The organism is Natrinema sp. 1APR25-10V2 (assembly GCF_031626495.1).
GTDB lineage: Archaea > Halobacteriota > Halobacteria > Halobacteriales > Natrialbaceae > Natrinema.
In genome coordinates this window covers 175,414-198,769 of record NZ_JAMQOJ010000002.1, presented here as the reverse complement: position 1 = coordinate 198,769, position 23,356 = coordinate 175,414, and the positions used below count along the sequence as shown (strand labels likewise).

The window sequence follows — 23,356 nt, the reverse complement described above, 5'->3', positions numbered from 1 at the left end:
CAAGCCTTTTTATCGGGTCTCATACTTCCCCAGACGAGGGAGGTGGTTCCGTGATGAGTGTATTGACAATAAGTGCGTCATAGCCATGGCGCATTCGTTGAGAGAGGGCTTGTTGAGAAATCCCGAGATCAGCCGCGATTTCGTCTAAGGTTGTTTCAGCGGGCGATTCGAAGAAGCCAGCCTCCCATGCTAGCACAAGGGCTTCGTATTGTTTCTCAGTGAGACCGTATTGGCGACCCGTATGGGGATAGGTATTCTCATACAGGCGTTTGATGGTGAAGTCGATGTCTCTGTCTGCGCAATAGGACTGGAATCTGGTGAGCTGGTCGCGGTCATCGAATCGTATTTGGGTCGTCCACGTATCGTGGTGGCCGATTGCGTCGAGGATCACTGCTTCGACATGGGTGTACACATAGACAATTGAGTCGATGTTTTCGGTCCACTCTGCTCGGTAGAGTGTTGTCTCTTCGAAGGAATCTAACCGTCGGAGTTCACGCACTGAGGAATCGGTCTCGGCTGCCGATTCAAAGTCTTCTTCGGAGACATTCACTACCCAAAAGTACGGTGTGAGGAGGTTCTCAGAGGCGACAACACGTTCCACCTCAATAACCGCCTTAGGGAGAGTGGCGAGGGTCTCTTCTAACGCGAAGGCGTTTGTGGGGAGCGTGAATTCGGCGAACAGACTCATACTGCCCCTACGAGCACAATCGAGATAAGGGCACGCTCATCCGCTCTTCTTCTCCATAAATACACATTCATAGAGTATGGATTCACCAAAGGATTGTCCACCCAACCGGAATCTAGAAACACCTATTGACGGTGGCGTATACAGTATCTGTTATGGGCGAGCCTTGCGCGGAGAAACACCGGAAAATAGGCCTCTGTGACGGCTGTGGAAAAGCAGCTATCGTCTGGCACTCAACAGACGGCTCAATACGTCCAGTAAGCGGACACAAGGCCTGTTCTTGTCCCAAAGGCTCATTTCGAATAATAAAACACGATATTCAATTTAGGAGTCAAAGCTGAACAAAAACGGCGCGTACCCGTCTCCCTCCGGAGGATGACCTTGTCGGCTAGTGATCTGGTTCGAAGTGTATCTGGGTGTGGTTCCTAAGCATCTACTGTGTACGGAGACGTTTCAACTCTCAGTAGGAGCAGGGAGTTCGGCGACAGACAGCCAAAAATCTTCAACGGCACGAATCGTGGTGAGGAATGTTTCCGGATCAGTCCCCTTTCGAATACACGCGTTCGCATGATTCGCGTACGCGGTACAAATGCTTTTGTCCGCTGTTGATCCTGTGAGCACAATCACCGGGATCTGTGCGAGGTGCGGGTCTTCTTTGACTTGTGCCAGGATTTCCTCACCGCTTGTTCTAGGCAGATTCCAGTCAAGGAAGATTAGGTCGGGCTGTGGTGCATCTGTATAGTCTCCACGCTGGTGAACGAAATCGAGGGCATTGTCCCCAGTGGTGACGGTGTGAAGTGCGTGAGCGGATTGGAGGTCACTAAGTGCTTCTTCCAAGAGCCGAGTGTCGCCTGGGTTGTCCTCTATCAGGAGAAGATCGGCAGAAGAATCTGACTCAGAGGACGAGGGGGATTCAGTCATATTCCTCCCTCAATTCGAACGACCATGAACTTGGGGAACGTAACAGCACTCGGAATCTCCAGTCGATGAAAGTGGAGCAATCCAGACCGTCGTTCATTCGGGCTTCTATCAGTTGGATCATTTTCATGGAGGATCGGTGTCGATAGCAACACTGTGGCCGCTAACGTGAGCCTCAGCCAGAGTCAGCCGTGACTTCATTCAAAGGGTTGCTGAGAGGGTGAGCACTGAGGGGCTAGCATAATAGCCCCGTCTATGCGAGTGGGCTAACCTGATACTGGTAATGCCTTCCCGTGTACCACCCTACCTACGAATTGCAATGAGCCACCTTGACTTCGACATCGAACTGCCTGAATCGGCTCCAGTCAGTCAGCGCGTCACCCAGGCCGTCGCAGACGCAACAAACACTGACCCACTCGAGCTGGAGCCACTATTTGAAGTGATCAATCCAGAGAGCTTGAATGCGCTCTTTAAGCCGACGAAAAGCGGGTCCCCGCGCGACTCTGGAATGGTGATGTTCGACTACGGTGGCTGTGACGTGCGGGTGCACGCTGATGGAAGTGTGGAAGTAGCTGAGGGAGAGCTACAGACTAGTGTGCAGGTTGAAACAGCGAGTGGCGACTAGATCAGATACGGGGAGGGTGCCCTATGATATGTGGGCGCGTGGCGATGGACTACCACAGACGCCCGATGCCTTCCACCCATGGAAAATGAATAGCAGACCCTGCTCTCACGGCCTGTGAGCTGGTATGTCGAGAAAACTGGCATGAGCGGTACTCTATGAAAATACACCAATGAAATACTGTCTCCACTGCGGTTGGCAGGTAAACGAAGCACAGGACACCGACCGATATGATCGATCACAAGCAGCGGTTGAGCATTTCGTTGAGACCGGTCATTCGATCGAGACGGTGACGCTGTCCCTCGAGGGTGAACTGTCCTTTCACAACGACCAGCGGCGCGAGGGAACGGGATAATGGTTGGAGGAAAATCACACGACTCGGGTGATTCACCATATGATATCCTCCTTGTGGAGGATAACCCTGGTGACGTCCGGTTGCTCCAAGAAGCGATGCGTGACACGCAGATTGAGTCGACAATCCATGTTGTGACTGACGGCGCAGCCGCTCTTGAGTTCGTCCACCAGGAGGAGGACTACGAGGTCGTTCCGTCTCCCGATCTCATGCTTCTCGATCTGAACCTCCCGCAGACGGACGGGATTGATGTCCTTTGTGAACTCGATGAGTGTGGTCTCACGTACATGCCCGTAATTGTCCTCTCGAGTTCGAGTGCAGACGAAGATATCCGCCAGGCATACGAGTGCGGTGCGAATGCCTATCTGTCGAAGCCACTTGACCCGACCGAGTTTGTTCGCCTCGTTCAGTCAATCACTCAATTCTGGTTTAGTTCTGCACAACTCCCCTCTCTGGAGAGTAGTGGAGATTGAAGGCAGTTCAAGACCAGGCGTCTTCTATTACTGATCTCGGCATTATTCTTCTCGTTCTTGTTCAAGTCGTTGGCAACCGCTCACGAGGGGGTCGGGAATGTCTGTTGCAGTCGTCTGGAGTGCTTCACAAACGATTGCGACGTGGTCAAACCGTGGGCCACGAGACGCTACTAATGGCTTCGTTTCCCACTCGATAAACCCGTGGTCTGCCAACAATGGGAGATGAGTATGGTACAGTTCCTGACGGACCGTTTCAGAATCGGCAGTGACACGAGGGGGGAATCGCCTTTTCTGGAAGGGGAACGGACTGAGTTTCTGATGCATCAAGTAATGAGAGGATCAACTGGCGGCGGGGCTCTGCTGAGAGCGCCTTGAAGACGTGGTTCCACCGGCTACTGACGTGATGTCCGTCCTCGGGGTGCACGCGATATTTCACCGCTCTAGTGAAACGAGAGCCTCTCACATCAATAGTTTGACTAGCAACAAGACTGCCGGTTCCACCCACATTCTCCGAAGGGAATTGACCTGTGACATAGCTCGTTCAGGAGGACCAATGGAGTTTATAGTTCGCGGAGAAGATCACCACGGCTAGCGCTCAACGACTGCCCTATTCGGGAAATCATCATGGGTGAGAATTAACTCTGGGCGTGTTCAGGAGACCTGCCTGACATAGGTACCGCTTGTGGACATTACTGCACAGTACTAGGGAGTAGGTGACGCCTCTGCTAGCGTACCGAGAGGGGTTTCACCGCCTCTTCTGCACGGCTACTCTGAACCGGTGGTGGGGTATCGGTTCTATCAGAACGAGAGGGGGACCAATACTGATAGGTGAAAGAGTTAGCTGGGACAAACGTAGATAGGTAGAAACGGTATTTGCTGGAGGTTCATTATGTCAGTGATGACTTCGCTATTGAACGGCTCTCTCGTGGGTCGAAAGAGGGGCATGAGAGAATTACCCCAATTGAGAGTACCGCGATCTGTGGAACGTAGCCTGAATTGTGAATTGGACGTGTCGTCTCAGTAATGTCCGTGTCAAATAATTCCTACAGTCACTCTTCCCCTGAACCGATTAAGATTCTCCTTGTTGAGGATAATCCTGGTGATGTTCGGCTCCTCAAAGAGGCGTTCGACGCGACAAAGAGAGAAATGAACCTCCATACTGTTCCGACTGGTGATGCCGCCATGGAGTTCTTGACCCAGTGTCGCACAGAGCCATCACGTTCTCTCCCCGCGCTCATCTTTGTCGACTTGAATCTCCCTGGGGCAGACGGCTGTGATGTTCTTGAGACGATCAGGAACGATCCAAATCTGCCGTATCTCCCAGTAATTATGCTTTCAAGTTCTGATGACCATGAGGAGATCAGACGGTGTTACAACGCCACTGCCAACGCGTACTTGACGAAACCCAGAGACCACGATCGATTCGTCTCACTCGTGGAGGCAGTTGAAGCGTTCTGGTTCGAACACGTACACTTCCCGGAACGCCCACAGTGACGCCTATTCTGATGTTGTGGTCGGTATTCGCGGACCACAGCCTACTCGGGCGGAAGAGACTGAGTCGTGGGTTCTAGTTCCTCTTCGGCAGGTGCAGGGAGCGTAAAGTAGAAGGTCGCTCCCTCGCCGGGAGTCGAGTCAACCCAGATGTCACCACCGTGGCGTTCAATGATTCGTTCGCATAATGCGAGGCCAATCCCGCTTGATCTAGGGTCTGACTCCATGTCGGTGGCGTGGAGCGTTTCGAAGACGTCGAAAATCTGCTCTTGGTGATCAGGCTCAATCCCGATCCCTTCATCGGCGACCGAAAATTGCCACACATCGTCTTCATCGTTCCGTTCAGCATTGACGTGCACCTGAGGGGGTGTATCCCCGCTGTACGTGAGGGCATTCGAGAGCAGGTTCTGAAACACGTGTGTAAGCTGAGTCGAATCGCCAACTACTGTGGGGAGATCATCGGTGATGATCGTCGCCTCCGTCTCGTCGATCTGTGGTTGCAGATCATCGAGAACGGCTTCGAGGATCGGCTCGGTGTCTGTCGGCTCAAGAGGTTCGCCACGAGTGGAGATACGCGAGTATTCGTGAAGGCTATCGACCATCGCTCGCATGCGATCAGCCCCATTGACGGCGAATGCGATGAACTCTCGTGCGTCTTCGTCGAGGTCGCTCTGATACCGGCTTTCTAGAAGTCGGAGGTAGCTCGAAACCATACGGAGTGGTTCTTGGAGATCGTGTGAGGCGGCGTATGTGAATCGCTCGAGGCGTTCGTTCGCTGTTTCTAACTGGTCGTTCGTCGCTCGAAGTTGAGCGACTGTTTCCTCGAGTTCAAGTTCCCGTGTTTTCGCTCGTGCGTCATGGACGCCAGCGGCAAATCCCAAGGCACTCCCGATTGCGGTAAGCATGAGGGTGTTCGCAATGGGGTCATTCAGGCCAGCGGCGAGTGCTGTCAGCCCAATGAGTCCGAGCATCACTGCAATCCCACGAGTACACCAGATACTGATGAGCGAAAAGGTTTCAGGCCGGAGACTTGTGTGTGGGAGCCAATAGCTGCCGGAGAGGAGAAGAAGACCAGGAATACCGGTTGTAAAAGCGATAACTATGTCGACATCGCTCGGTTGCTCCGTAATGAATGGAAGGGAGGAGAGAAGCGGATACGTGAGAGCCATGGTAAGGTACAGAACACCTAGTGTGGCGATGATTCTCCTCCCCTCGGCAAACGACGAGAAGTACTCCCTTGACCCCATTACACGCCAGTAGAAGATTCGGTCGCATTAAGATGGTGACTAAGAGCAATGGTATGTGTTGAAAATGAGTGTGCAAAATCAGAAAGAATTTGCCCGACTTCAGTACACATGCGCTCTTCCTTCGGAGCTGTGCATTTCATGCACAGTAAGTACAGGAGAAGGTGGTGGTGGAAAAGCCGCAAACATCAGCATTCTACCATAACCGCCACCCGGAACTGCTCGAAAGACTGAATCACCTTAACAAACTCTCCAAGATCAACGGGTTTTTCGAGGATTGCGTCTTCATCTGCGTCATCATTAAGCTCTCGGGATTCAACCAGGTCTTTATTGAGTCCGGTCAGGACGATTACCGGGACGTCATCTAATTCAGGGTGATGTTTGATTTCGTACAGAATATCCTTACCGTCTACCTTCGGCAGATGCAGATCAAGTAGTATAATATCTGGTCGAGGAGCATCCTCGTACGCGTCTCGTTGGTGGATAAAATCGCGTGCTGCATGGCCATCAGTGACAGTATTGAGTGTATTTCCGATGTTGGCGTCTGAGAAGGCTTCTTCGATTAGACGGATATCCCCGGGGTTGTCTTCTACTAGCAGTATTACTGCCTCGGATAACCTGGACCCCATCGTGTGATAAATTGGGTAACTCACTATAAGCGGTTCGATAAGGTGACTCACAGGGGTGATCTCAAGTCTTCTACAGGCGGAGCAGGCCGAGTGCCTCGGGGCTTGACCCCGAGGCGGTTCACTGAATGACTGGAGTATGTAGAGGCTCTCATCCACAATCTTGAGAGGTTTCATCCGGTTTCGTTCTCCGACTGAAGGTAGTGTGAGGAACTCACACCCCGAATACGAAAGCCACCATCTTACCGCCATTGCCAGTGAAGCACCGATACTTCGGTTACGGCTGCTCAGATATCTGACTGATCCCGCCCGAGAAAGGAGAATACGATGACGGCATCCACTCTAGCCGCCCTCCGAGAGTGAGAAAAGAGAGTCCATATGGGAATCGACGAGGCACACACCACCGAGCAACTCCGTGCATTAGCAGAGACGACACCTGACGCGCTTATAACGATCGACACAGAGAGCCAAATTCAGTTCGTCAATCCAGCGATAGAGGACATCCTCGGCTATTCACCAGACGATTTGATCGGTAAGTCACTAACAAGTCTCATGGCCGAGGAGTTGGGGGAACGCCACTTGGATGCAGTAGACCGCTATCTCACAACAGGTGACCGGCGACTTGACTGGGACTACGTGGAACTTCCTGGTCAACACAAAGACGGATACGAAGTCCCACTCGGGATAACCTTCAGCGAATTCACGACGGACGGAGACCGATTTTTTACTGGCATCCTTCGGGATATCTCTGAACGAAAACAGCTCGAAGCCGAGCGAGAACTCCTTCACACCGCCAGAGAGGGCGTGATCGAGGCCGAGAGTTTCTCCGATGGACTCACAAACGCACTCCGTCTCCTCGGCGAGTCAATGAACTGGGTGTACGGAGAAGCCTGGGTTCCAAATGAGGACACGGATCAGATCACGTGGGAGGCCGCCTGGGAAGCAGATACAGACGATCTCAAGGACTTTCGAGAGGTATCTACTGAAACGACGTTCGAAAAGGGAAAGGGGCTTGTCGGACGTGTCTGGGAAACTGGCGAATATGAGTGGATTCCTGATGTCTCCACTGTTGAAGAGTCCGCCTTTAAGCGGACAGACATTGCAAGAGAATCTGATCTTAAAGCTGCGGCGGGAGTCCCAATTACCTCTGGGGAAACAGTCGTTGCAGTTTTAGTGTTTCTGATGGCGGAAGAACGGCCTGTTGATGAGCGAATGGTGGAAGTCACACGTACGGTCGCAGCAAATCTTGGTCTGCTTATGGCTCGAAAACAGGCTGAAATCGCCCTTCGAGACGAACGCAATCTTCTTTCAAATATTCTCAAAACCACCCCTACTGGAATCGTCGTGATTGATCCCGATGGGGAGTTCACATACCTGAACGACCGAGCAGAGGAGATTCTTCGGCTTCACCCGGACGAGTACGAGACTCATCCATCGTTTGAGGATGTACCCTATCGGACACTTGACGAGGACGGAGAGCCGCTTCCTGAAGATGAGCGTCCCTATCAGTATGTTCTCCGGACAGGAGAGGGCATAAGACGCAATGTACAAATTGAATTCCCCAATGGCGATCGACGGTGGCTCTCTGTCCATGGTACTCCCCTCCACAATGAGAGCAACGACGTGACGAACACGGTTTTTGCCTTTGAGGATATTACTGAGTTAAAGCGCCGTACTGGCCAACTCGAACGTCTCAATGTTCTTGGGCAAGATCTCACTGATGCCGAGAGTTTTGACGAAGCGTGCGACCAAGCCCTTACTGCGGCCCACGACATCCTTGATCTCTCGATCACAACAATTGAACGGTATAATGCAGAGACAGGCCGTCTTGAACCGTGTGCACGTACACCCCGTGTGAAAGAACTCGTCGGTGATGATCCTCTGTTCAAGTCGGATCGTGACCTCCCATGGGAGGCGTTCGTGCAGAACGAAGCGCATGCCTACAGTGACCTAGAACAAGAAACTGACCTCGAGGCTGATGAGACGCCGCTCTCGAGTGCGATCATCATCCCAATAGATTCCCATGGAGTTCTAATTAGTGGGTCCCCTGAGCCGAATGACTTTTCGGAGCAAAGCGTCACGCTCGCCGAAATCCTTGCTGGAAACACGGAATCGGCGTTCGACCGCCTCGTCCGTGAAGCGACACTGCGTGAGCAGAAATCTGAATTAGAAACGAAGAACGACCAGTTGGAACGCGTCCAGCGAGTTAACCAGGAAATCCGCGACATCACAGAGGCATTGATGGGTGCTGATTCGAGTACCGAAATCAAACAGCTCATCTGTGAACGGCTAGCGGACAGTGATCCATATCGCTTCGTTTGGTTCGCTGATCAAGATCTGGCTACTGACGAAATTGTTCCGGTCGCGTCAGCGGGTGTTGAGGAGGGATATTTGGATGCGGTGACTGTCACTGCTGATACGAGTGAGAGCGGTCAAGGGCCTGCTGGACGGGCGATTCGGAGACAAGAGCCACAAATTCAGAATAACCTGCAGGCGGACCCACCGTTTGAGCCGTGGCGACAGGAAGCCATGCAGCGCGGGTATCGTGCAAGTATCGCGGTTCCAGTGGTCTACCAAGGGACATTGTATGGGTTATTGAATCTCTATGCGAACGAACCAGGAGTGTTCACGGAGATGGAACAAGCTGTTCTGACGGAACTGGGAGAGATGATCGGCTATGCACTCAATGCAATGGAGCGATACAAGGCCCTCGTATCGAAGGATTCCGTTGAATTGGAGTTCGTCATTCGGGATTTCTCTGATCCAATATTGAATTTTCTCGGAGACGAGGAAGCTGAGTTTCGACTCGAAAATATTGGGAAGCGAAAGGACGGGACGGTACGCGTGTTTGCTGCGTTTGAACAGGTGTCTCTTGAGGCGATTCAATCGTTCGTCGGGCAACACGCTGGAGTTGACGATCTGACGCTGATTCGAGAACGAGATGGGGAAACAATCGTCGAGCTGTCGCTTGCGGCTGACTCGTTCATTGTTCGGCTTCTCGACCGGGGTGCAGTCCCGACTAGTATTCGTGGGACGCCAAACGAAGGGCGAGTCACGATTCGAGTGTCGAAGTCAGCGTCCGTCCGAGAATTCGTCAGTCTTTTCGAGCAACAGTATGACGATGTAGATCTCGTTGGGCGACGCGAAGCGCCCGAGCCCGTCCAGACGAAAGAGGAGTTTGAACGAGCCTACATTGATCGTCTCACCGAACGACAACAGGAAGTCCTCAAGACAGCATACTTTGCAGGGTTTTTCGAACAGCCCAAGGAGAGCACGGCTCGAGATCTTGCAGAGATTCTGGATATTTCCCAGCCGACGGTCAGTCGGCATATTCGCTCGAGCGAGGAGAAGTTGTTCTCGATGCTCTTTGGCGATAGGGCTTCTAAGTGAGTGTATCAATATACCCCGTCGGAAGGAGTTGCTGAAAGACGATACTGAGAACGCGTAACACCCTGCGGGGTCTACGGCTGAGTGTAGTGAGTCACCGATGACGGGAGAAATTCACACACCAGATATCAGTCACCGAGTCGCCGAAAAGGTAGCAGCCGCCAATGGGACAGATCCACTCAATCTTGATCCGCTCTACAACAGGATCGATCCGGATTGTCTCAACAGCCTCTTTCAGGATGAGACTTCCGAAGGGTATGTTGAGTTTCTGATGGCAGGGTGCAACGTCACTGTTCAGGCGGACGGAACAGTCGAGGTGGCTCAGAGTGAAACACACGAGAAGGGAGCGCAGACTGGGAGTTCTGGGGATACGATGAAAGCACCAGACTCACTCGAATAGAATACAATAGGGGGAGACATTTATGAATCAACGATTGTGGAAGGTGGAGAACGCAGATGACTACTATGGGAGATAGTTCCGGAGGAAGATCGAGAGAAGACGTTACTGAGGTGGATCGCACGACGCGGTGTAGTACGTGTGGGTCGGGGGTTGATCTCACGAGCTGGCATCCAGTTTCGGCACGGATAGATGAGGATGGGGAATTCCACCTCTATGCGTTCTGTAGTGTCGCCTGTCGTGCGAGGTGGGAAGGGAGGTAAACACCTGTGAGTGAATGTGTACGTCTGCTTTGGGTCCGAGGAAATCTATGACAGAGAATCCAACATGGCCAGATTGGATGCATAGTTGTACGAATTGCGGCGAGCGATTCGTCGGGGAAGTTAATCCGTTAGTGAGGGCAGTAACAGATGAGAACGGTCACCTGAATCTCTATTCGTTTTGTGATGAAGGCTGCCAGTCAGCGTGGGAGAGGAATCCAGTGCGAGAGGATGACTACTAATAGGGTGCCAACAGAGCCAGTTGGTTTGGAAACATCGAAACTCCGAATTTCCGATTCCAAATAAAACTGCTTCCCTAGTAACACCCTCATGGAAACCATGTGTTCTGGTGGGATGCGTGTACCCCACCCGGAGTGGATAAGGCCAAAATGAAGGCCGGAAATACAGATTTCCACGATCGCATCAAGACATTTGGGCTTGAATACGATGTTCCGACTCAACTTATCCGGCCTAGCACCGTCGATTTTACAGCTCAGAGTATGGAGAAGACAGAAGTTGCTTGGAACCTCGCGGTAGCGATGTTGTATAAGTCGCGCGAAGGTCGCCCCTGGAAACTTGCATACCTCCAAAATGATACCTGCTATGCAGGAATCTCATTCTACAGAGACCGCCAAGAACGAGGGAAAACACATGCTTCCTTGGCGCAGGTATTCTTGGGGACTGGGGAGAGCTTTGTCCTTTGTGGAGATCCAGCTGTTAAAGACGAGTCATCAGGGAACAACCATCTGACTAAAGAGAGTGCAGAGGACATCGTTGAGCAAATCATTAACCAATATGAGCGAGAACGGGGGAATCGACCGAATAGGTTGGTTATTCACAAAACGTCTCGGTTCAAACCTGATGAGCGGGAAGGCTTCAAATCGGGCGCAAAAGGAGTCACGCCGCAATCATTTAAAGACTAGACCGGCGCTTGCGCGGTGAAAACTATTAATAGCTTACAGAAAGCCGCCAAGCGTCTCTCTTCAGCGGGATGTTTCGAACATTGCTTTTCTGACAGATTTCTAATCGCTAAATAAGTAGATCTACGGAACGGCTGGTTCAGTAGGGTGGGAGTGAAATAAACGAGACCGTCGTGCTGAACTCACCCTCTGTATTCAGCACACCGATCTTGACAGTAGTACGGTAGTTCGATTAAGTCTTGCTGAATACAGAGCGCGAATGAGGCATCATGAGGGAATCAGCAACAATTTCGTGATGTGAACCAATCACAGACCGTCCGTATCCAGCACAACGAAGGCATCTGCCCACCAATTTTCGCACATCCAGCGTGGAATACAATTGAGTGCCCAACGTAAGATCCATACTGCTTCCTCTCAAAAAAGGGCTAATGGTTCCTCGGAGACGCCTGCTGTCTGCTATCGGTGCAAGATACATCATCGGTCTTCTCGGCACCCTATTCGTTGCGGTTGCGGTCGGACTTGCGATCGTTGAGAGTGACCACGCTCACCACCATGTTAACATTATCATCAATTTGATTATGGTTGTCGTCCCAGGAGTCATCCTCGTATACGGTGCATATTGGCTCGCACGCGACGACATCGATCCCGACTTCTATCCACGTATTGCTGGCTGGTGTCTCGCCGGCTTCGGCGTCATGGCCTTCCTCCTCGTTGTCTACCACCTCCAGCCCGGCGAAAGCGTTTCCATGAGATCAACGCCGATCCTGACCGCACTTGCCAGCGTTGCAGGCTTGGGCGTGGGGATCAACGACGGGCAAGCGAGAACGCGGACATACGAACTCGAAACTCGCAACCAGCAACTCGGACGCTATCGGGAGTATACGGATGACGTGCTGACCGCGATCCACGACGTTTTCTACGTACTCGAAACTGATGGCAAGCTCCACCGCTGGAACGACAGTCTCTGTGAGGTAACTGGCTACGAGGATTCGGAAATCACGTCGATGCACGTGCTGGAGTTCTTCGACGAGAGCGATCACGACCGGGTCGCTAATGCAATCGAGGAAGGATTCGAAACGGGGAATGCACAGGTTGAAGCGGAGTTACTCACTAAGGACGGTGCCTCCATCCCGTACGAGTTCATGGCGTCAACGCTCGTCGATCCGGACGGCGAGACGGTGTTGGCGGGCATCGGACGAGACGTCACTGAACGGAAGCGACGTGAACGAGAACTGACCCGCTTCGAAACGATCGTCAAAACGAGTCCGATTGGCATTATGATCGCTGACAGTGACGGAGAGTTGCAGTTCGCCAACGACCGCGCCGAGGAAATTTACGGGCGGAGCGAAGAGCAAATCAACGATCTCAGCTTCGATGATTCCGTCTGGAACCAAGTCTCCATCGACGGCGAACCCCTCCCGGATGACGAGAAACCCTTCTCGCAGATTCTGGAGTCCGGAGAACCGGTGTTCGACCATCTCAGTGGCGTGTCTCGTCCGAATGGGGAGCGCGTCTGGATCTCTGTTAACGGGGCGCCGGTCTACGATGACAGCGGAGCGTTCGACAGTGCCGTGTTCACCACCGAAGACATCACCGGCCGATTAGAGCGAGAACGAGAGCTGGAACAGTACGAAACGGCCGTCAAAACGGCTCACGATGGTATCTACGTCCTCGACGAGGAGCGGCGGTTCGAACTCATTAACGAGTCGTTTGTCGATCTGACCTCGTTTTCCCGATCGGAGTTATTGGGTCAACACGCCTCGACGGTGTTCGGCGACGAGTTCGCGTCCATCGAGGCCGAACAGTGAGAGCGTGCGACGCCGGATGAACTCCCGTCGTTCGAGGAGACGATCGACGCTGGCCCGAACGAGACCCGAACGGTCGAGAACCGGTTCGTCCTTCTGGACGAGGACGCGCGAGAACGGCGCGTCGGCGTCATCAGAGACGTCACGGAACGCGAGGAGTATCGCCGAAAGCTGGAGGAATCGAACGAACGGCTGGAACAGTTCGCGTACGCCGCCAGTCACGACCTCCAGGAGCCGCTGCGAATGGTCACGAGCTACCTCCAGTTGCTTGAACGGCGCTACGGCGACGAACTCGACGAGGATGCCGAGGAGTTCATCGACTACGCGGTTGATGGTGCCGAGCGGATGCGGGAGATGATCGACGGACTGCTCGAATACGCCCGCGTCGAAACGCGAGGCGACCCGCTCGAACCGGTCGAGTTGAACGAGGTGCTCGACGACGTGCGCACCGACCTCCAGCTGCAGATCGAAGAGTCCGACGCCCGTATCGAGGCTGGCTCGCTCCCGCAGGTCAGCGGGGACGAGGGACAGCTCCGTCAGGTGTTCCAGAACTTGGTGACGAACGCGATCGAATACAGCGGCGACGAACCGCCCCGGGTTGCCGTCTCGGCGGAGCGAAATGGATCGATGTGGCGCATCTCGGTTCACGACGAGGGTATCGGTATCGGCTCGGACGAGACCGATCGCGTTTTCGAGGTGTTTCAACGCCTCCACAGCCACGACGAATTCGAAGGAACGGGCATCGGACTGGCGCTCTGCCGGCGAATCGTTGAGCGCCACGGCGGCGAGATCTGGGTTGACTCCGAACCCGGTGAGGGATCAACGTTCTCGTTCACGCTGCCCAAAACGTCTCATCACGAGTAAACGACTCGTGCCTGAGTGACAATCGAACCCCTCGTGCTGAGTTTATCCTCTGTATCGGTCACGGCGTTTCTGACAAAATCACGGTAATTTCCATATCAAATGCTGCATACAGGGCGCGAAAGTAGCAAGAGGTTCGGCTCAATTTGTGAAAGTGGTAACTCGTCAGTCCGTCTATACGCTGCACGTGATTCCCAGACGCACTATCTTATGATTTTGCGTTGACCATCAACACAACTTGGGAGAAACGTCTTCTCGTGGGATGGCAACTGGAAAACGAATGGGTTCCTCAAATGGTATTGATGAGGAGGATGTTCTCAGCGTCTTCGACCATCTGGAAGAGCGTACCGAGCCCCTCACCGCAGAGGAGGTCGCCGACGCGACGGGTTGCAGTCAGCGCGTGGCACATGACACGTTAGACACCCTCACCGAACAGGGGCATCTCAAGTCAAAGCAGTTCGGCGAACGAATACAGGCATGGTGGCGACCCTCGACTGCGACCGGCCAGAGTCCCGACAATAGTGCGTCTGACAACATCGATACCCCAACACACGACTACAAAGATCGTACCCGTATCGAGCGGATTCTCGAAGCCAGTCCAGTAAGTCTCGTTGTAGTTGATCCCTCAGGTGAGATCGTATTTGCGAACAGGCGTGCGGAGGAAACACTCGGGCTCGAACACGCCGAGATCACGAGTCGAACATACAGACAACCCGATTGGAACATCTATTATGACGACGGAACGCCAGTCCCTGTGGACGAACACCCTGTCACTCGCGTCTTGCAGACGAAAGAGCCGGACTTCGGATTCGAACACTGGATCCAACTCCCGGATGGAACCGAACGGTGGCTATCGAGCAATTCGGCACCCGTGCTGAACGACGACGGCGGGGTCGAGTTCGTGGTCGTCGGCTTCGAAGACGCGACGCCGCTGAAGGAACGCGAGGATAAACTGACGAGTGAGAAGAGACGAGTGCTCGAACTCTATTCCGAACAGCTGTTCCAACCGTTTCTCGACGCGGCCGACGGTGAAATCCAGATCGCCGTGGACGAGGTCGTGGATCTTCCGAACGGGAAGGGGTTACAGTATATTACCGCGACCGGCATTTCAGCAAAAGCATTGACAAACGTGTTCGAACAACACCCCTCGGTTCTCGATATCCGATTACTCCAGTCAGCTTCCGACCACTGTCGTCTCGAAATCCACGTCAAAGATCCGACTGTGCCGCTCGTCTTCGCCGATCTCGGTGGGGAAGTCACCTCGCTACTGCAGAACCAACCTGACAAACCACCCACTCTTACTGGAGAACTACCGGGAGATGTTCCTCCTCGGACAGCGGTACAAGCGGCTCGGGAAGCCCACTCCGACATCGAGTTAGAGTCACAGGAACTCCGCTACTCGCCACGCCTCTTGTACGACATCGTTGCAGATGAATTGACTGAACGACAGTTTGCGGCCCTGCAAACAGCGTACTACGGCGGGTACTTCGACACTCCACGAACGAGTACCGGCGACGAGTTAGCAAACCGGTTGGACATAACGCGGCAAACGTTCAACCACCATCTTCGCAGGGCTGAACGAACTGTTCTCCACCAGTTATTCGAAGCCTCCGGCAAAGGCGCACTCTGACCAGTCAGAACCACCTCTTACTCCTCCCTGGCACGTCTTTTGGAGTGATGACCTCAAACAAAAATCGAACCGACGATCGTTCTCGCGTCGATACAGAAGTGGCTGCGGAACCGACTCGCATTCAGCACGATTGGACGTCGGACGACCCGCTCTATTTCACGGTTATCAGGGCTGTATCGGGAGTCACTGGGCAGGAGCCTACCGCGATGGATCCGTTACATTCGGTCGTTGACCCGGAGGCAATCGAGGCTCTCATAGATCCCTCACGTGAGGGGGCCGTTCACCTCTCGTTTTCGTATGAGGGGTGTGCGGTCAGCATCGAAAGCAGTGGTAAGGTAGTCATCCAGTCAGAAGAATGAGCGAAGACGCAGATCCGTTTCCGGGTCGGTGTGACTACTGTGGAACCCCGCTCAGGGTGGGAGTGCGATATCCCACAGTCACAGAAGATGGGGAACACGGAAATCTTCGGATACACACGTTCTGTGATGAGGAATGCAGGTCGGTATGGCGCAGAACCACTGTCGAACATTGCTCGAAGTGACCGCGTCGAACCGCCGCTCAAACGGGCAGCCACTCGCCAGAAAGCACGTAACTCTACTAATCGGCTGATTAAGCACGAATCGGCCGGAAGAAACAACATCGGTTTGCTGCATATTCTCTCAATTCAACACCACCAAACCACCTCAATTTTTGAATAGTTTCTCTGGGAACCGCGTACACCTCTGACAGTAATGACATAGCATCAGCCTGAGTCATCAACGTGAGCGAAGCGACATCATACGTTCACAGATTTACTGATTGAATGGCGCAGCGCAGTTCGATTTGGCACTCCATCTATCCGCGTGGGAGCCGAAGTGAACCGTATGAGTGTCATCGTGGAGTTTACTATCGACGGCGAGGACTTCCAGCTCGGGAGGGTTCTCTCGGGCGTGGTGCCCATGCATCTTGAACTCGAACGCACCGTCCCAACGGGAGACATGACCCTCTCCTGCCTTGTATCAGAATGGGAACTTGTCCCTGGCGGACTGAAGCGCCAGCCGGCCGAGCAACTGGGCGGGGCCGCGCTTCGGCAGATCGCGGGCGATATCTATCTTGCTCGGCGGCTCACTCCCTCCGATGTCGAGTTCCCAGTCGCTCTCCGACGCGAAGCGGTCGACTGCGGATTCAACTCGCTCGCGCACCGCATCGGCGTCCATCGTCTCGATTTTGCCATTACCCATCAGCACGTCGCCATCAACGATGACGGTCTCTACATCGGTGGGCGCCGCGTTGTTAGTGACCTGCGCCGGAATGTTGGTCAAGGGCGTGAACTTCGGCTTATCCACGTCAAGCACGATGACATCGGCGCGCTTGCCGGGTTCGAGGCTACCGATCTCGTCGCCGACGCCGAGTGCCTCTGCCCCTTCGATGGTGAGCATCCGTACGAGTTCCATTGACTGGTACTGACCGGTTGACCGCTTGAGGTTGGCTGCGAGTCGGGCCTGTCGGGCCTCGCCGAACATACTGTAGGAGTCATGCCAGTAGTGGTCATCGATGCCCAGTCCGACGTCGACCCCCGCTTCTCGGAGTTCCGGCACCGGCGTCCACTGTACGTCCCCGTCCGTGTTCCAGTAACAGAAGATCGACGGACAGTGCGCCACCGATGCGTCCGCATCGGCAGTCCGCTGAATGTCTTCGTCGTCGGCTAGCCGGAAGTGGGCGGCCAACAGTCGGTCGTCGAGGAGGTCGACGTCGTCAAGGAGGTCCAGTGAATCTGCGGCGCCGTTCGACCGCGCCATCGTGTTGCTTTCCTCGAGTTCGAGCAGGTGGGTGTGAACGAGCAGGTCGGGGTACTCGGCGGCGAGATCGGCGGTGCGCTCCCACAGCTTGCGCGTACACGACCAGTCATCATGGGGATTGATCGTCGCCCGGATACGCCCGTCGTACGTGTTGTGGTACTCGTCGATGAACTCACGGGCCTGGGCGAACTGCTCGTCGATGGGAACGTCCCAGAAGAGGTCGGAGAGTGCCATTCCGAAAAACCCGCGGAGGCCCGCCTCGCCGAACGTCTCCGCGCCCGCGCTCGGTCGGACGTCCATCGAGTTGACGGTGGTGACGCCGCCGGCGAGGAAGTTGAGTGCGGCGAGTTTGTACCCCGCCTCGGTGAGGTAGTCGTACTCGCCCTCGGCGATGTGGCCGAAGATGGCGGTCATCCCGCTCATCATCTCCATCAGGTCGAGGTCGCTGAACGCGCCGATCAGCGGCGTCAGCTCGAGGTGAGTGTGGGCGTTGACCAGCCCCGGCATCACGAGTGTGCCCTCGCCGTCGATGACGCGGGCGGCCGCGATGTCCGCATCGTCGTCCCGGGAAGCTCGCACCTCGGTGATGCGACCATCCTCGATGAGTACCGTACCCCGTTCGTAGAGCCGATTCCTATCGTCGACCGTGAGCACGTATGCGTCGTAAATCGCGATGTCAGCCGCCATCCGTATTCATCTCTGAAGGTTGTGAGTTATCCGAAATGTCGTTTTCCATATCTACCAGCCACGGACCCGGCGCACTGCAAGCGTTCGTTGTGGCGCAGTTCGTCTAGCCACTCGACCGACCCGCGGGCGCGCGACAGCGTCAAGGTCGAACTGGCGATCCGGCTGACCGTCGATGCCCTCCAGCGGCGAGATGTCCTGAAGGTCCCCGTATTGGAGTCGTCGCCCCTCGGCGGACGGCGCGGTCGGCGAACCGGACTCTCCGCTCCCCTCGTACCGGACGACGGCGCGCGCCGGCAGTTCGTCACCGTCGAGCGCGTCGGCCCGGAGCTCCCACGCGCCGGGTGTGTCGGCCTCGACGACGACGTCGTAGCGCTCCCCTGATCCGAAGACGAACGAGTCCGCCGCGACCGGTTCGACCGGCCGGCCGTCGGCGTGCGTGACGGTCAGTTCGTGCCCGGCGAGTCGGACGCGGAACGCCGTCGCGCTCCCAGCGTTGACGAACCGGAACCGGACGCGCTCGCCGTGCCTGACGTCGAACGTCGGCGCGGACTCGGGGAGCCGGCCGTTGACCAGCAGGCCGGCGTACGGCGGGCGCCTGTCGCCCATCTGGCCGCCCATTCCGCCGCCCGGGCCGCCGTCTCCGCCGCCCATGCCGCCGCCCCCGTCGTCACGCCTGCCGCCACCGCCCATTCCGCCCGGGGCCGCCTCCTCCGCTAGGACCGCCGTCACCGCCCATTCTGCCGGAGTTGAATTCCGAAAGTGGCCGGGGCTCCCCTTCGAGGTAGTCGTCGAGTACGACGACGTACTCCCGGTCGTACTCGACGTGCGGGTCGGGCTCTTCGACGATCAGCGGGCCGTAGAGCCCGCGGTCGAGCTGGAGCCAACGTGACTGTGGAAAAGTACGTCCCCGCGGGTTCGGCCCTGAATTTGTAGGTGAACGTCTCACCGGGCGAGATCGGCGGCTGGGTAACGTTCGGGACGCCGTCCATCGCGTTGGGCACCGGGATGCCGTGCCAGTGGATCGTCGTCCCCTCCGAGACGTCGTTGGCGATCTCGGTCTCGATCACGTCGCCCTCGCTCACCCGGAGTTCGGGCCCGGGGAACTCGCCGTCGTACAGCCAGTTCTCGGCCGAGGCGTCGGCGCCCGGCTCCACCGTCTCCGGCGCCGCCCTGAGCGCCGTCGACGCGTCCGCGGGAGCGTCGACGGGTTCTCGGGGCCACCGGCTGGTAGTCGTCACTCGAGTTCTGCCCGCCCTGATCGAGACAGCCCGCGACAGCGCTTGCGCCGGCCGCGCCGAGCGACAGCAGGAACCGACGGCGGGAGGTGGACGACAGGGTCACAGATCACCCAGCGCGCGGTCGAATCGGTCGGCGGCGTCCTGTGCGACCGCGTCGAGGTCGGAGTCGTCGGCGACGCCGAGGAGGCGCTCAGGGTCGACGGCGCTCACGACGACGTCGCCGTCGTCGCTCTCGTAGACGACCACGTTGCACGGCAACAGCGCGCCGAGTTCGATATCGGCGTCGAGCCCTTGCCGGGCGAGCCCCGGGTTGCAGGCGCCGAGGATGCGGTACTGTCGGAACTCTTCGTCGAGTTTCTTCTCGAACGTCGTCTGGACGTCGATGTCGCTGAGGATGCCGAATCCCGCGTCTTCGAGCGCATCGACCGTCCTCTCGACGACCGCGTCGAACTCGCCGTCGACCTGCGTCTGTGTAGTATATTCCACACAGCACAATACGGCGCGAGGGATTGTTACCCATTTTGTGGCACTACCTGATGAATCCTGAGGAGTGACTGGAGCACATATTTCTATCATCCGCGCCGCCGCAGACGTCGATAGACTAGATATACTTGTGAAATTCGCGCAATATCTGCTGTGCGTCACCGGCAACTGATCGATAGACGTACCGGCGTTTTACGCCTGTGGTCGGCGTAGCCGCTACACATGGACGTACTCGTAACGGGCGGCGATGGCTTCGTCGGCCGACACCTCTGTTCCGAACTTCTCGACCGCGGCCACGACGTCACCTCGCTCTCGCGAACGCCCGACCCGTCAGTCCTTCCGCGCGAAGTGGACCTACAGCAGGGCGACGTGACCGACTACGACTCGATCGAGGGCGCGTTCGAGGGGAAAGACGTCGCGGTGAACCTCGCGGCACTGCCGCCGCTACACCAGCCGCCGAAGGAGACCAGCCACGACAGCGTCTGCATCGGCGGGTCGATCAACGCCGTCGAGGCCGCCGAGGAACACGGGGTCTCGAAGTTCATCGAGATGAGCTCGCTCGGGGCGGATCCGAACGGCGACACCGCCTACTGGCGGACCCAGGGCCTCGGCGAGAAAGTCGTTCGCTACTCGGACCTCGACTGGATCGTCTTCCGGCCGTCGTTCATCTTCGGCGAGGGCAGCGAGACGTTCACGTTCGTCAGGCGCCACACCACGCCGTACGTGACGGCGCTCCCGGACGGCGGGGACCGCCCCCGATTCCAGCCGATCTGGGTCGGGGACTGCGCGGAAATCTTCGCGGACGGCATCGAGGACGACGCCTACGACGGTGAGGTCTACGAACTCGGCGGACCGGAGGTACTCTCGTTCGGTGACGTTACCCATATGCTCTACGAGGCCGACGGAAAATCGGTCGAGATCCTTCCGGTGCCAATGCGACTGGCGACGGTCGCGCTGCACGCGGTCGATCCGATCACCTCGATTCCTCTCGGCGTCGATCAGGCGCGCGCGCTGAAGATGACGAACGTCGCCGACCACAACGACGTCGACGCGTTCGGGTACGAGGAGTCGGACCTGACGACGCTCTCGGCGTATCTAAGGGACGGGCAGCGACACCGCCCGCAGCGGCGCCCCGTTCCGAGCGACTAAGCCGACCAGTGCGTCTGGGCGGCGCAGTAGACCATAGGGCACTCTATCACCATCACAGTCGGGCGCGTAGGTGCTATGGACGACCATGATCACGGTTTCGACCACGAGTACGGACACGACCATGACACGGCGTCCGACGAGGCGGAGCGCGTCGAACAGTCGATAATCGAGGACTTCGGCCTCGCACAAAACGAGTGCGGACTGCGCGTTGATTCGCATCTGCGTTGTCTCGACACCGACAACGTGTACGCCGCAGGTGACGTCGTCAATTCCCCGGAGAAGATGAAGGACGGCTTTTCCGCCGGACTCGAAGCCAGAACAGTTGCAAAGAACCTCCTCCGAGGACTTCGAGGCCAACGACCGATCGGACACGACGTCCGGTGGCATCCGAGAATTGTGGACCTCGGCGGGGGTAACGCTCTCCTCTCGGTGAACGGAATGGTCTATCACGGTCGAGGACCTGCGTTCGTACGAGCCGTCGCCGTCAAGGGATATCCATTCTACTGGAAGAGTCGGTACTGAGGATTCTCCGCTATCGAAACGATACCGGGGAGCCGGTACGCACTTTTGCAGTTTAGCCACAGCCACCGAGAGTGTCATAGAGCGATTCACACGACAGTTGATTTCAGCGGTGTGGGATATACCGTCATTAGGTACTGTCGAACAGTACAACGCCGCTTTCGACGATGCGAGGTTTAACCTCAAAGCGGTCGAAGACATCACGGGACACAGCGTCAGGCAATTCTGGAAGTGAACGACGCTGTACCTCCAGCTACTCAGGAGTCCGTTCCGGTCTATCATTGAACGACTGCCACGAGCGTATGACATCGATCCATCGGTGACTACCGAGCAGGTGGGGGGATGCACATCACGCGTTGCCGTTCCTATAGTACGCCATCCCCATTGCGAAGAGATGACCTTGGCTTCGTTATTCACACGAACTGAGAAAGAATCGAGCCCTCACGTCGGCGTTTGAGCGTCCCACGGACGATTGGAACGACCTGTGGGACGTCCTCCACCTGCGTGTAATCGACAAGTTCGAATCGATCGTCGTCTCGAAACATCTCGTCCGTTTCGCGATTTAGGTGACAGCCGCCAGCGACGGTATGCCACGCTGGGGCGAGTACGTCGTGGGCGACACCCACGGCACCCTCTCCGCGGACGTGCTCGAGGAACCGGAATTCGCCACCTGACTTCAGTACCCGGGCTACTTCGGAGAGCGCGGCGGCGAAATCGGGGATGGTACAGAACACGAGTGACGCGATAACGACATCAAACGAGTCATCTGCGAACGGAAGTGCTTCGGCTCTGGCGCTTTTGATCTCGATGTCGAGTCCAAGCTCGCGTGCTCGTTCGACTGCTTGCCGGCGCATGTGTGGGTCTGGCTCGATCGCGAACAGAGTGACGTCTACACCATCAGCAGTGGCTTCACTGATGTACGGAAACATCGCGCCCGTCCCCGCACCGAGGTCCAGAACCGCCCCGGATATCTCATCCACAAGATAGCGGCGGTGGTCAGCGAGCACAGTTCGCTCTGCCGGCTTCATCACCGGGTCGTACAGTCGGGCAAATATCGGGTGTGATGTGCCTGTCATTGGTGTTTCCTCTTCAAATCACCGTGTTCTTACCACGTGGAACGATACACCTGCTTCCTTCGATCGGTTGTGGGGAATCACTGGTCACAGATTGCCTCCTTTCGATCGGTCGGTCTGGTCCTGCCGCGACGGTTCGAGGTGTCTTCGGCCGAGGAACCGCGGTACCGATCTCAGATACTCCTCATAGGCATCCCCGTACTGCTCGCGGAGCCACGGTTCTTCGGCGAGTGGGGCGAGTAGAAACCAGACGATGCCGACGAGAGCGAGGACAGCTGTCAACCACGATCCGGCGAGGACAGCGCCACCCCCGAGCATGGCGACATATCCGACGTACTGCGGATTACGCGAATACCGGTACGGGCCCTCGGTGTTCAGGTGCCCCTCGAGGCCGCTACTTTCCCAAAACCCAAGGCGCCACACGGCCAAGGTGGCCAACACGGCTCCAGCGAGCACCAGCAGGAGACTGATCACCTGAACGAGCGTCGGAGGTCGGTACCAATTCCACCAGTCGAGATAGGCCACGCCGAACAGACCCCCGAAGTAGAGTAACCAAGCCGCCCAACCGACCCAGAACGTCCAGTCGGGCTCGCCGTGCGGCCAGAAGCGTCGCGTCGGACTACGGATACTGATGACGAGTCCAACGACGAGGGTAGCACCGGCTACCAACCCCACGTCAAAAAGCAGTGTCTTTACTCCAGTCGTCGCGGTCACAGTCGATCACGCCCGTTCGGTTACAATTATTGCTGGAAGCGGCA

19 protein-coding genes and 2 pseudogenes are annotated in these 23,356 nt (G+C 56.2%); 10 read left to right on the top strand and 11 right to left on the bottom strand.

Translation table 11 applies throughout. The features are described 5' to 3' along the window. Positions 1–19: 19 nt before the first annotated feature. Both NDO75_RS06730 and NDO75_RS06725 read right to left on the bottom strand, forming a co-directional pair. Positions 20–688, bottom strand: coding sequence for a helix-turn-helix domain-containing protein (locus NDO75_RS06730; protein ID WP_310905380.1), 669 nt, complete (start codon positions 686–688; stop codon positions 20–22). A gap of 450 nt (positions 689–1,138) precedes the next feature. Then, positions 1,139–1,606, bottom strand: a complete 468-nt coding sequence (locus NDO75_RS06725) for a response regulator (RefSeq protein ID WP_310905379.1) — start codon at positions 1,604–1,606, stop codon at positions 1,139–1,141. Positions 1,607–1,922: 316 nt separating this feature from the next. Here NDO75_RS06725 and NDO75_RS06720 point away from each other — a divergent pair, with 316 nt between their 5' ends. Next, a complete protein-coding gene (locus NDO75_RS06720) occupies positions 1,923–2,228 on the top strand; it encodes a HalOD1 output domain-containing protein (RefSeq protein WP_310905378.1) in 306 nt (101 codons plus the stop codon). 351 nt (positions 2,229–2,579) lie between these two features. Next, positions 2,580–3,050: a response regulator gene (locus tag NDO75_RS06715; protein ID WP_310905377.1), complete on the top strand. Its 471-nt coding sequence runs from the start codon at positions 2,580–2,582 to the stop codon at positions 3,048–3,050. Positions 3,051–3,092: 42 nt separating this feature from the next. Here NDO75_RS06715 and NDO75_RS27735 read toward each other — a convergent pair. Next, positions 3,093–3,474 (bottom strand): annotated as a pseudogene (locus NDO75_RS27735) (hypothetical protein). Between the two features lie 599 nt (positions 3,475–4,073). Here NDO75_RS27735 and NDO75_RS06710 point away from each other — a divergent pair. After that, on the top strand, positions 4,074–4,544 hold the full coding sequence (locus tag NDO75_RS06710) for a response regulator (protein ID WP_310905376.1): 471 nt from the start codon (positions 4,074–4,076) through the stop codon (positions 4,542–4,544). Between the two features lie 41 nt (positions 4,545–4,585). Here NDO75_RS06710 and NDO75_RS06705 read toward each other — a convergent pair whose 3' ends face one another. Next, the gene (locus NDO75_RS06705; RefSeq protein WP_310905374.1) at positions 4,586–5,788 is read right to left on the bottom strand and encodes an ATP-binding protein; all 1,203 of its coding nucleotides are present in this window, start codon (positions 5,786–5,788) and stop codon (positions 4,586–4,588) included. A gap of 185 nt (positions 5,789–5,973) precedes the next feature. Next, a complete protein-coding gene (locus NDO75_RS06700) occupies positions 5,974–6,414 on the bottom strand; it encodes a response regulator (RefSeq protein WP_310905884.1) in 441 nt (146 codons plus the stop codon). Between the two features lie 375 nt (positions 6,415–6,789). Here NDO75_RS06700 and NDO75_RS06695 point away from each other — a divergent pair, with 375 nt between their 5' ends. The 5 genes and pseudogenes from NDO75_RS06695 (at position 6,790) to NDO75_RS06675 (ending at position 15,671) form a co-directional block, all read left to right on the top strand. Next, entirely contained in the window at positions 6,790–9,801 is a 3,012-nt protein-coding gene (locus NDO75_RS06695; protein WP_310905373.1) for a GAF domain-containing protein, read from the top strand. Positions 9,802–9,898: 97 nt separating this feature from the next. Continuing rightward, positions 9,899–10,198 (top strand): HalOD1 output domain-containing protein, encoded by a 300-nt coding sequence (locus NDO75_RS06690; protein ID WP_310905372.1) that lies wholly within the window; start codon positions 9,899–9,901, stop codon positions 10,196–10,198. A 646-nt stretch (positions 10,199–10,844) separates the two neighbouring features. Then, positions 10,845–11,378: a hypothetical protein gene (locus NDO75_RS06685; protein WP_310905370.1), complete on the top strand. Its 534-nt coding sequence runs from the start codon at positions 10,845–10,847 to the stop codon at positions 11,376–11,378. Between the two features lie 425 nt (positions 11,379–11,803). Next, positions 11,804–14,044 (top strand): annotated as a pseudogene (locus NDO75_RS06680) (PAS domain S-box protein). 277 nt (positions 14,045–14,321) lie between these two features. Beyond that, positions 14,322–15,671 carry a helix-turn-helix domain-containing protein gene (locus tag NDO75_RS06675; protein ID WP_310905369.1) on the top strand — a complete coding sequence of 450 codons (1,350 nt, stop codon included), beginning with the start codon at positions 14,322–14,324 and terminating at the stop codon, positions 15,669–15,671. Between the two features lie 998 nt (positions 15,672–16,669). Here the strand turns inward: NDO75_RS06675 and NDO75_RS06670 are convergent. The 4 genes from NDO75_RS06670 to NDO75_RS06655 all read right to left on the bottom strand — a co-directional run bounded on the left by NDO75_RS06670 (position 16,670) and on the right by NDO75_RS06655 (position 19,860). Next, positions 16,670–18,136, bottom strand: coding sequence for an amidohydrolase family protein (locus NDO75_RS06670; RefSeq protein ID WP_310905368.1), 1,467 nt, complete (start codon positions 18,134–18,136; stop codon positions 16,670–16,672). A gap of 51 nt (positions 18,137–18,187) precedes the next feature. Then, positions 18,188–18,865 carry a hypothetical protein gene (locus NDO75_RS06665; RefSeq protein ID WP_310905367.1) on the bottom strand — a complete coding sequence of 226 codons (678 nt, stop codon included), beginning with the start codon at positions 18,863–18,865 and terminating at the stop codon, positions 18,188–18,190. Then, on the bottom strand, positions 18,862–19,290 hold the full coding sequence (locus NDO75_RS06660; RefSeq protein ID WP_310905883.1) for a multicopper oxidase domain-containing protein: 429 nt from the start codon (positions 19,288–19,290) through the stop codon (positions 18,862–18,864). The genes NDO75_RS06665 and NDO75_RS06660 overlap by 4 nt, the downstream gene beginning before the upstream one ends. A 183-nt stretch (positions 19,291–19,473) precedes the next feature. Beyond that, positions 19,474–19,860, bottom strand: coding sequence for a DUF302 domain-containing protein (locus NDO75_RS06655; protein WP_310905366.1), 387 nt, complete (start codon positions 19,858–19,860; stop codon positions 19,474–19,476). Between the two features lie 219 nt (positions 19,861–20,079). On the opposite strand from NDO75_RS06655, the gene NDO75_RS06650 reads away from it, so the two are divergent. Further along, positions 20,080–21,006, top strand: a complete 927-nt coding sequence (locus NDO75_RS06650; RefSeq protein WP_310905365.1) for a complex I NDUFA9 subunit family protein — start codon at positions 20,080–20,082, stop codon at positions 21,004–21,006. Positions 21,007–21,081: 75 nt separating this feature from the next. After that, entirely contained in the window at positions 21,082–21,528 is a 447-nt protein-coding gene (locus NDO75_RS06645) for a hypothetical protein (protein WP_310905364.1), read from the top strand. A gap of 410 nt (positions 21,529–21,938) precedes the next feature. Here NDO75_RS06645 and NDO75_RS06640 read toward each other — a convergent pair whose 3' ends face one another. Then, positions 21,939–22,601 carry a class I SAM-dependent methyltransferase gene (locus NDO75_RS06640; RefSeq protein ID WP_310905363.1) on the bottom strand — a complete coding sequence of 221 codons (663 nt, stop codon included), beginning with the start codon at positions 22,599–22,601 and terminating at the stop codon, positions 21,939–21,941. Between the two features lie 84 nt (positions 22,602–22,685). Next, entirely contained in the window at positions 22,686–23,312 is a 627-nt protein-coding gene (locus NDO75_RS06635; RefSeq protein ID WP_310905362.1) for an isoprenylcysteine carboxylmethyltransferase family protein, read from the bottom strand. Positions 23,313–23,356 lie beyond the last annotated feature (44 nt).

Coding starts and splice junctions, on each gene's coding strand:
- NDO75_RS06730 (WP_310905380.1), bottom strand. CDS start 688: ATGAGTCTGTTCGCCGAATTCACGCTCCCCACAAACGCCTTCGCGTTA.
- NDO75_RS06725 (WP_310905379.1), bottom strand. CDS start 1,606: ATGACTGAATCCCCCTCGTCCTCTGAGTCAGATTCTTCTGCCGATCTT.
- NDO75_RS06720 (WP_310905378.1), top strand. CDS start 1,923: ATGAGCCACCTTGACTTCGACATCGAACTGCCTGAATCGGCTCCAGTC.
- NDO75_RS06715 (WP_310905377.1), top strand. CDS start 2,580: ATGGTTGGAGGAAAATCACACGACTCGGGTGATTCACCATATGATATC.
- NDO75_RS06710 (WP_310905376.1), top strand. CDS start 4,074: ATGTCCGTGTCAAATAATTCCTACAGTCACTCTTCCCCTGAACCGATT.
- NDO75_RS06705 (WP_310905374.1), bottom strand. CDS start 5,788: ATGGGGTCAAGGGAGTACTTCTCGTCGTTTGCCGAGGGGAGGAGAATC.
- NDO75_RS06700 (WP_310905884.1), bottom strand. CDS start 6,414: ATGGGGTCCAGGTTATCCGAGGCAGTAATACTGCTAGTAGAAGACAAC.
- NDO75_RS06695 (WP_310905373.1), top strand. CDS start 6,790: ATGGGAATCGACGAGGCACACACCACCGAGCAACTCCGTGCATTAGCA.
- NDO75_RS06690 (WP_310905372.1), top strand. CDS start 9,899: ATGACGGGAGAAATTCACACACCAGATATCAGTCACCGAGTCGCCGAA.
- NDO75_RS06685 (WP_310905370.1), top strand. CDS start 10,845: ATGAAGGCCGGAAATACAGATTTCCACGATCGCATCAAGACATTTGGG.
- NDO75_RS06675 (WP_310905369.1), top strand. CDS start 14,322: ATGGGTTCCTCAAATGGTATTGATGAGGAGGATGTTCTCAGCGTCTTC.
- NDO75_RS06670 (WP_310905368.1), bottom strand. CDS start 18,136: ATGGCGGCTGACATCGCGATTTACGACGCATACGTGCTCACGGTCGAC.
- NDO75_RS06650 (WP_310905365.1), top strand. CDS start 20,080: ATGGACGTACTCGTAACGGGCGGCGATGGCTTCGTCGGCCGACACCTC.
- NDO75_RS06645 (WP_310905364.1), top strand. CDS start 21,082: ATGGACGACCATGATCACGGTTTCGACCACGAGTACGGACACGACCAT.
- NDO75_RS06640 (WP_310905363.1), bottom strand. CDS start 22,601: ATGACAGGCACATCACACCCGATATTTGCCCGACTGTACGACCCGGTG.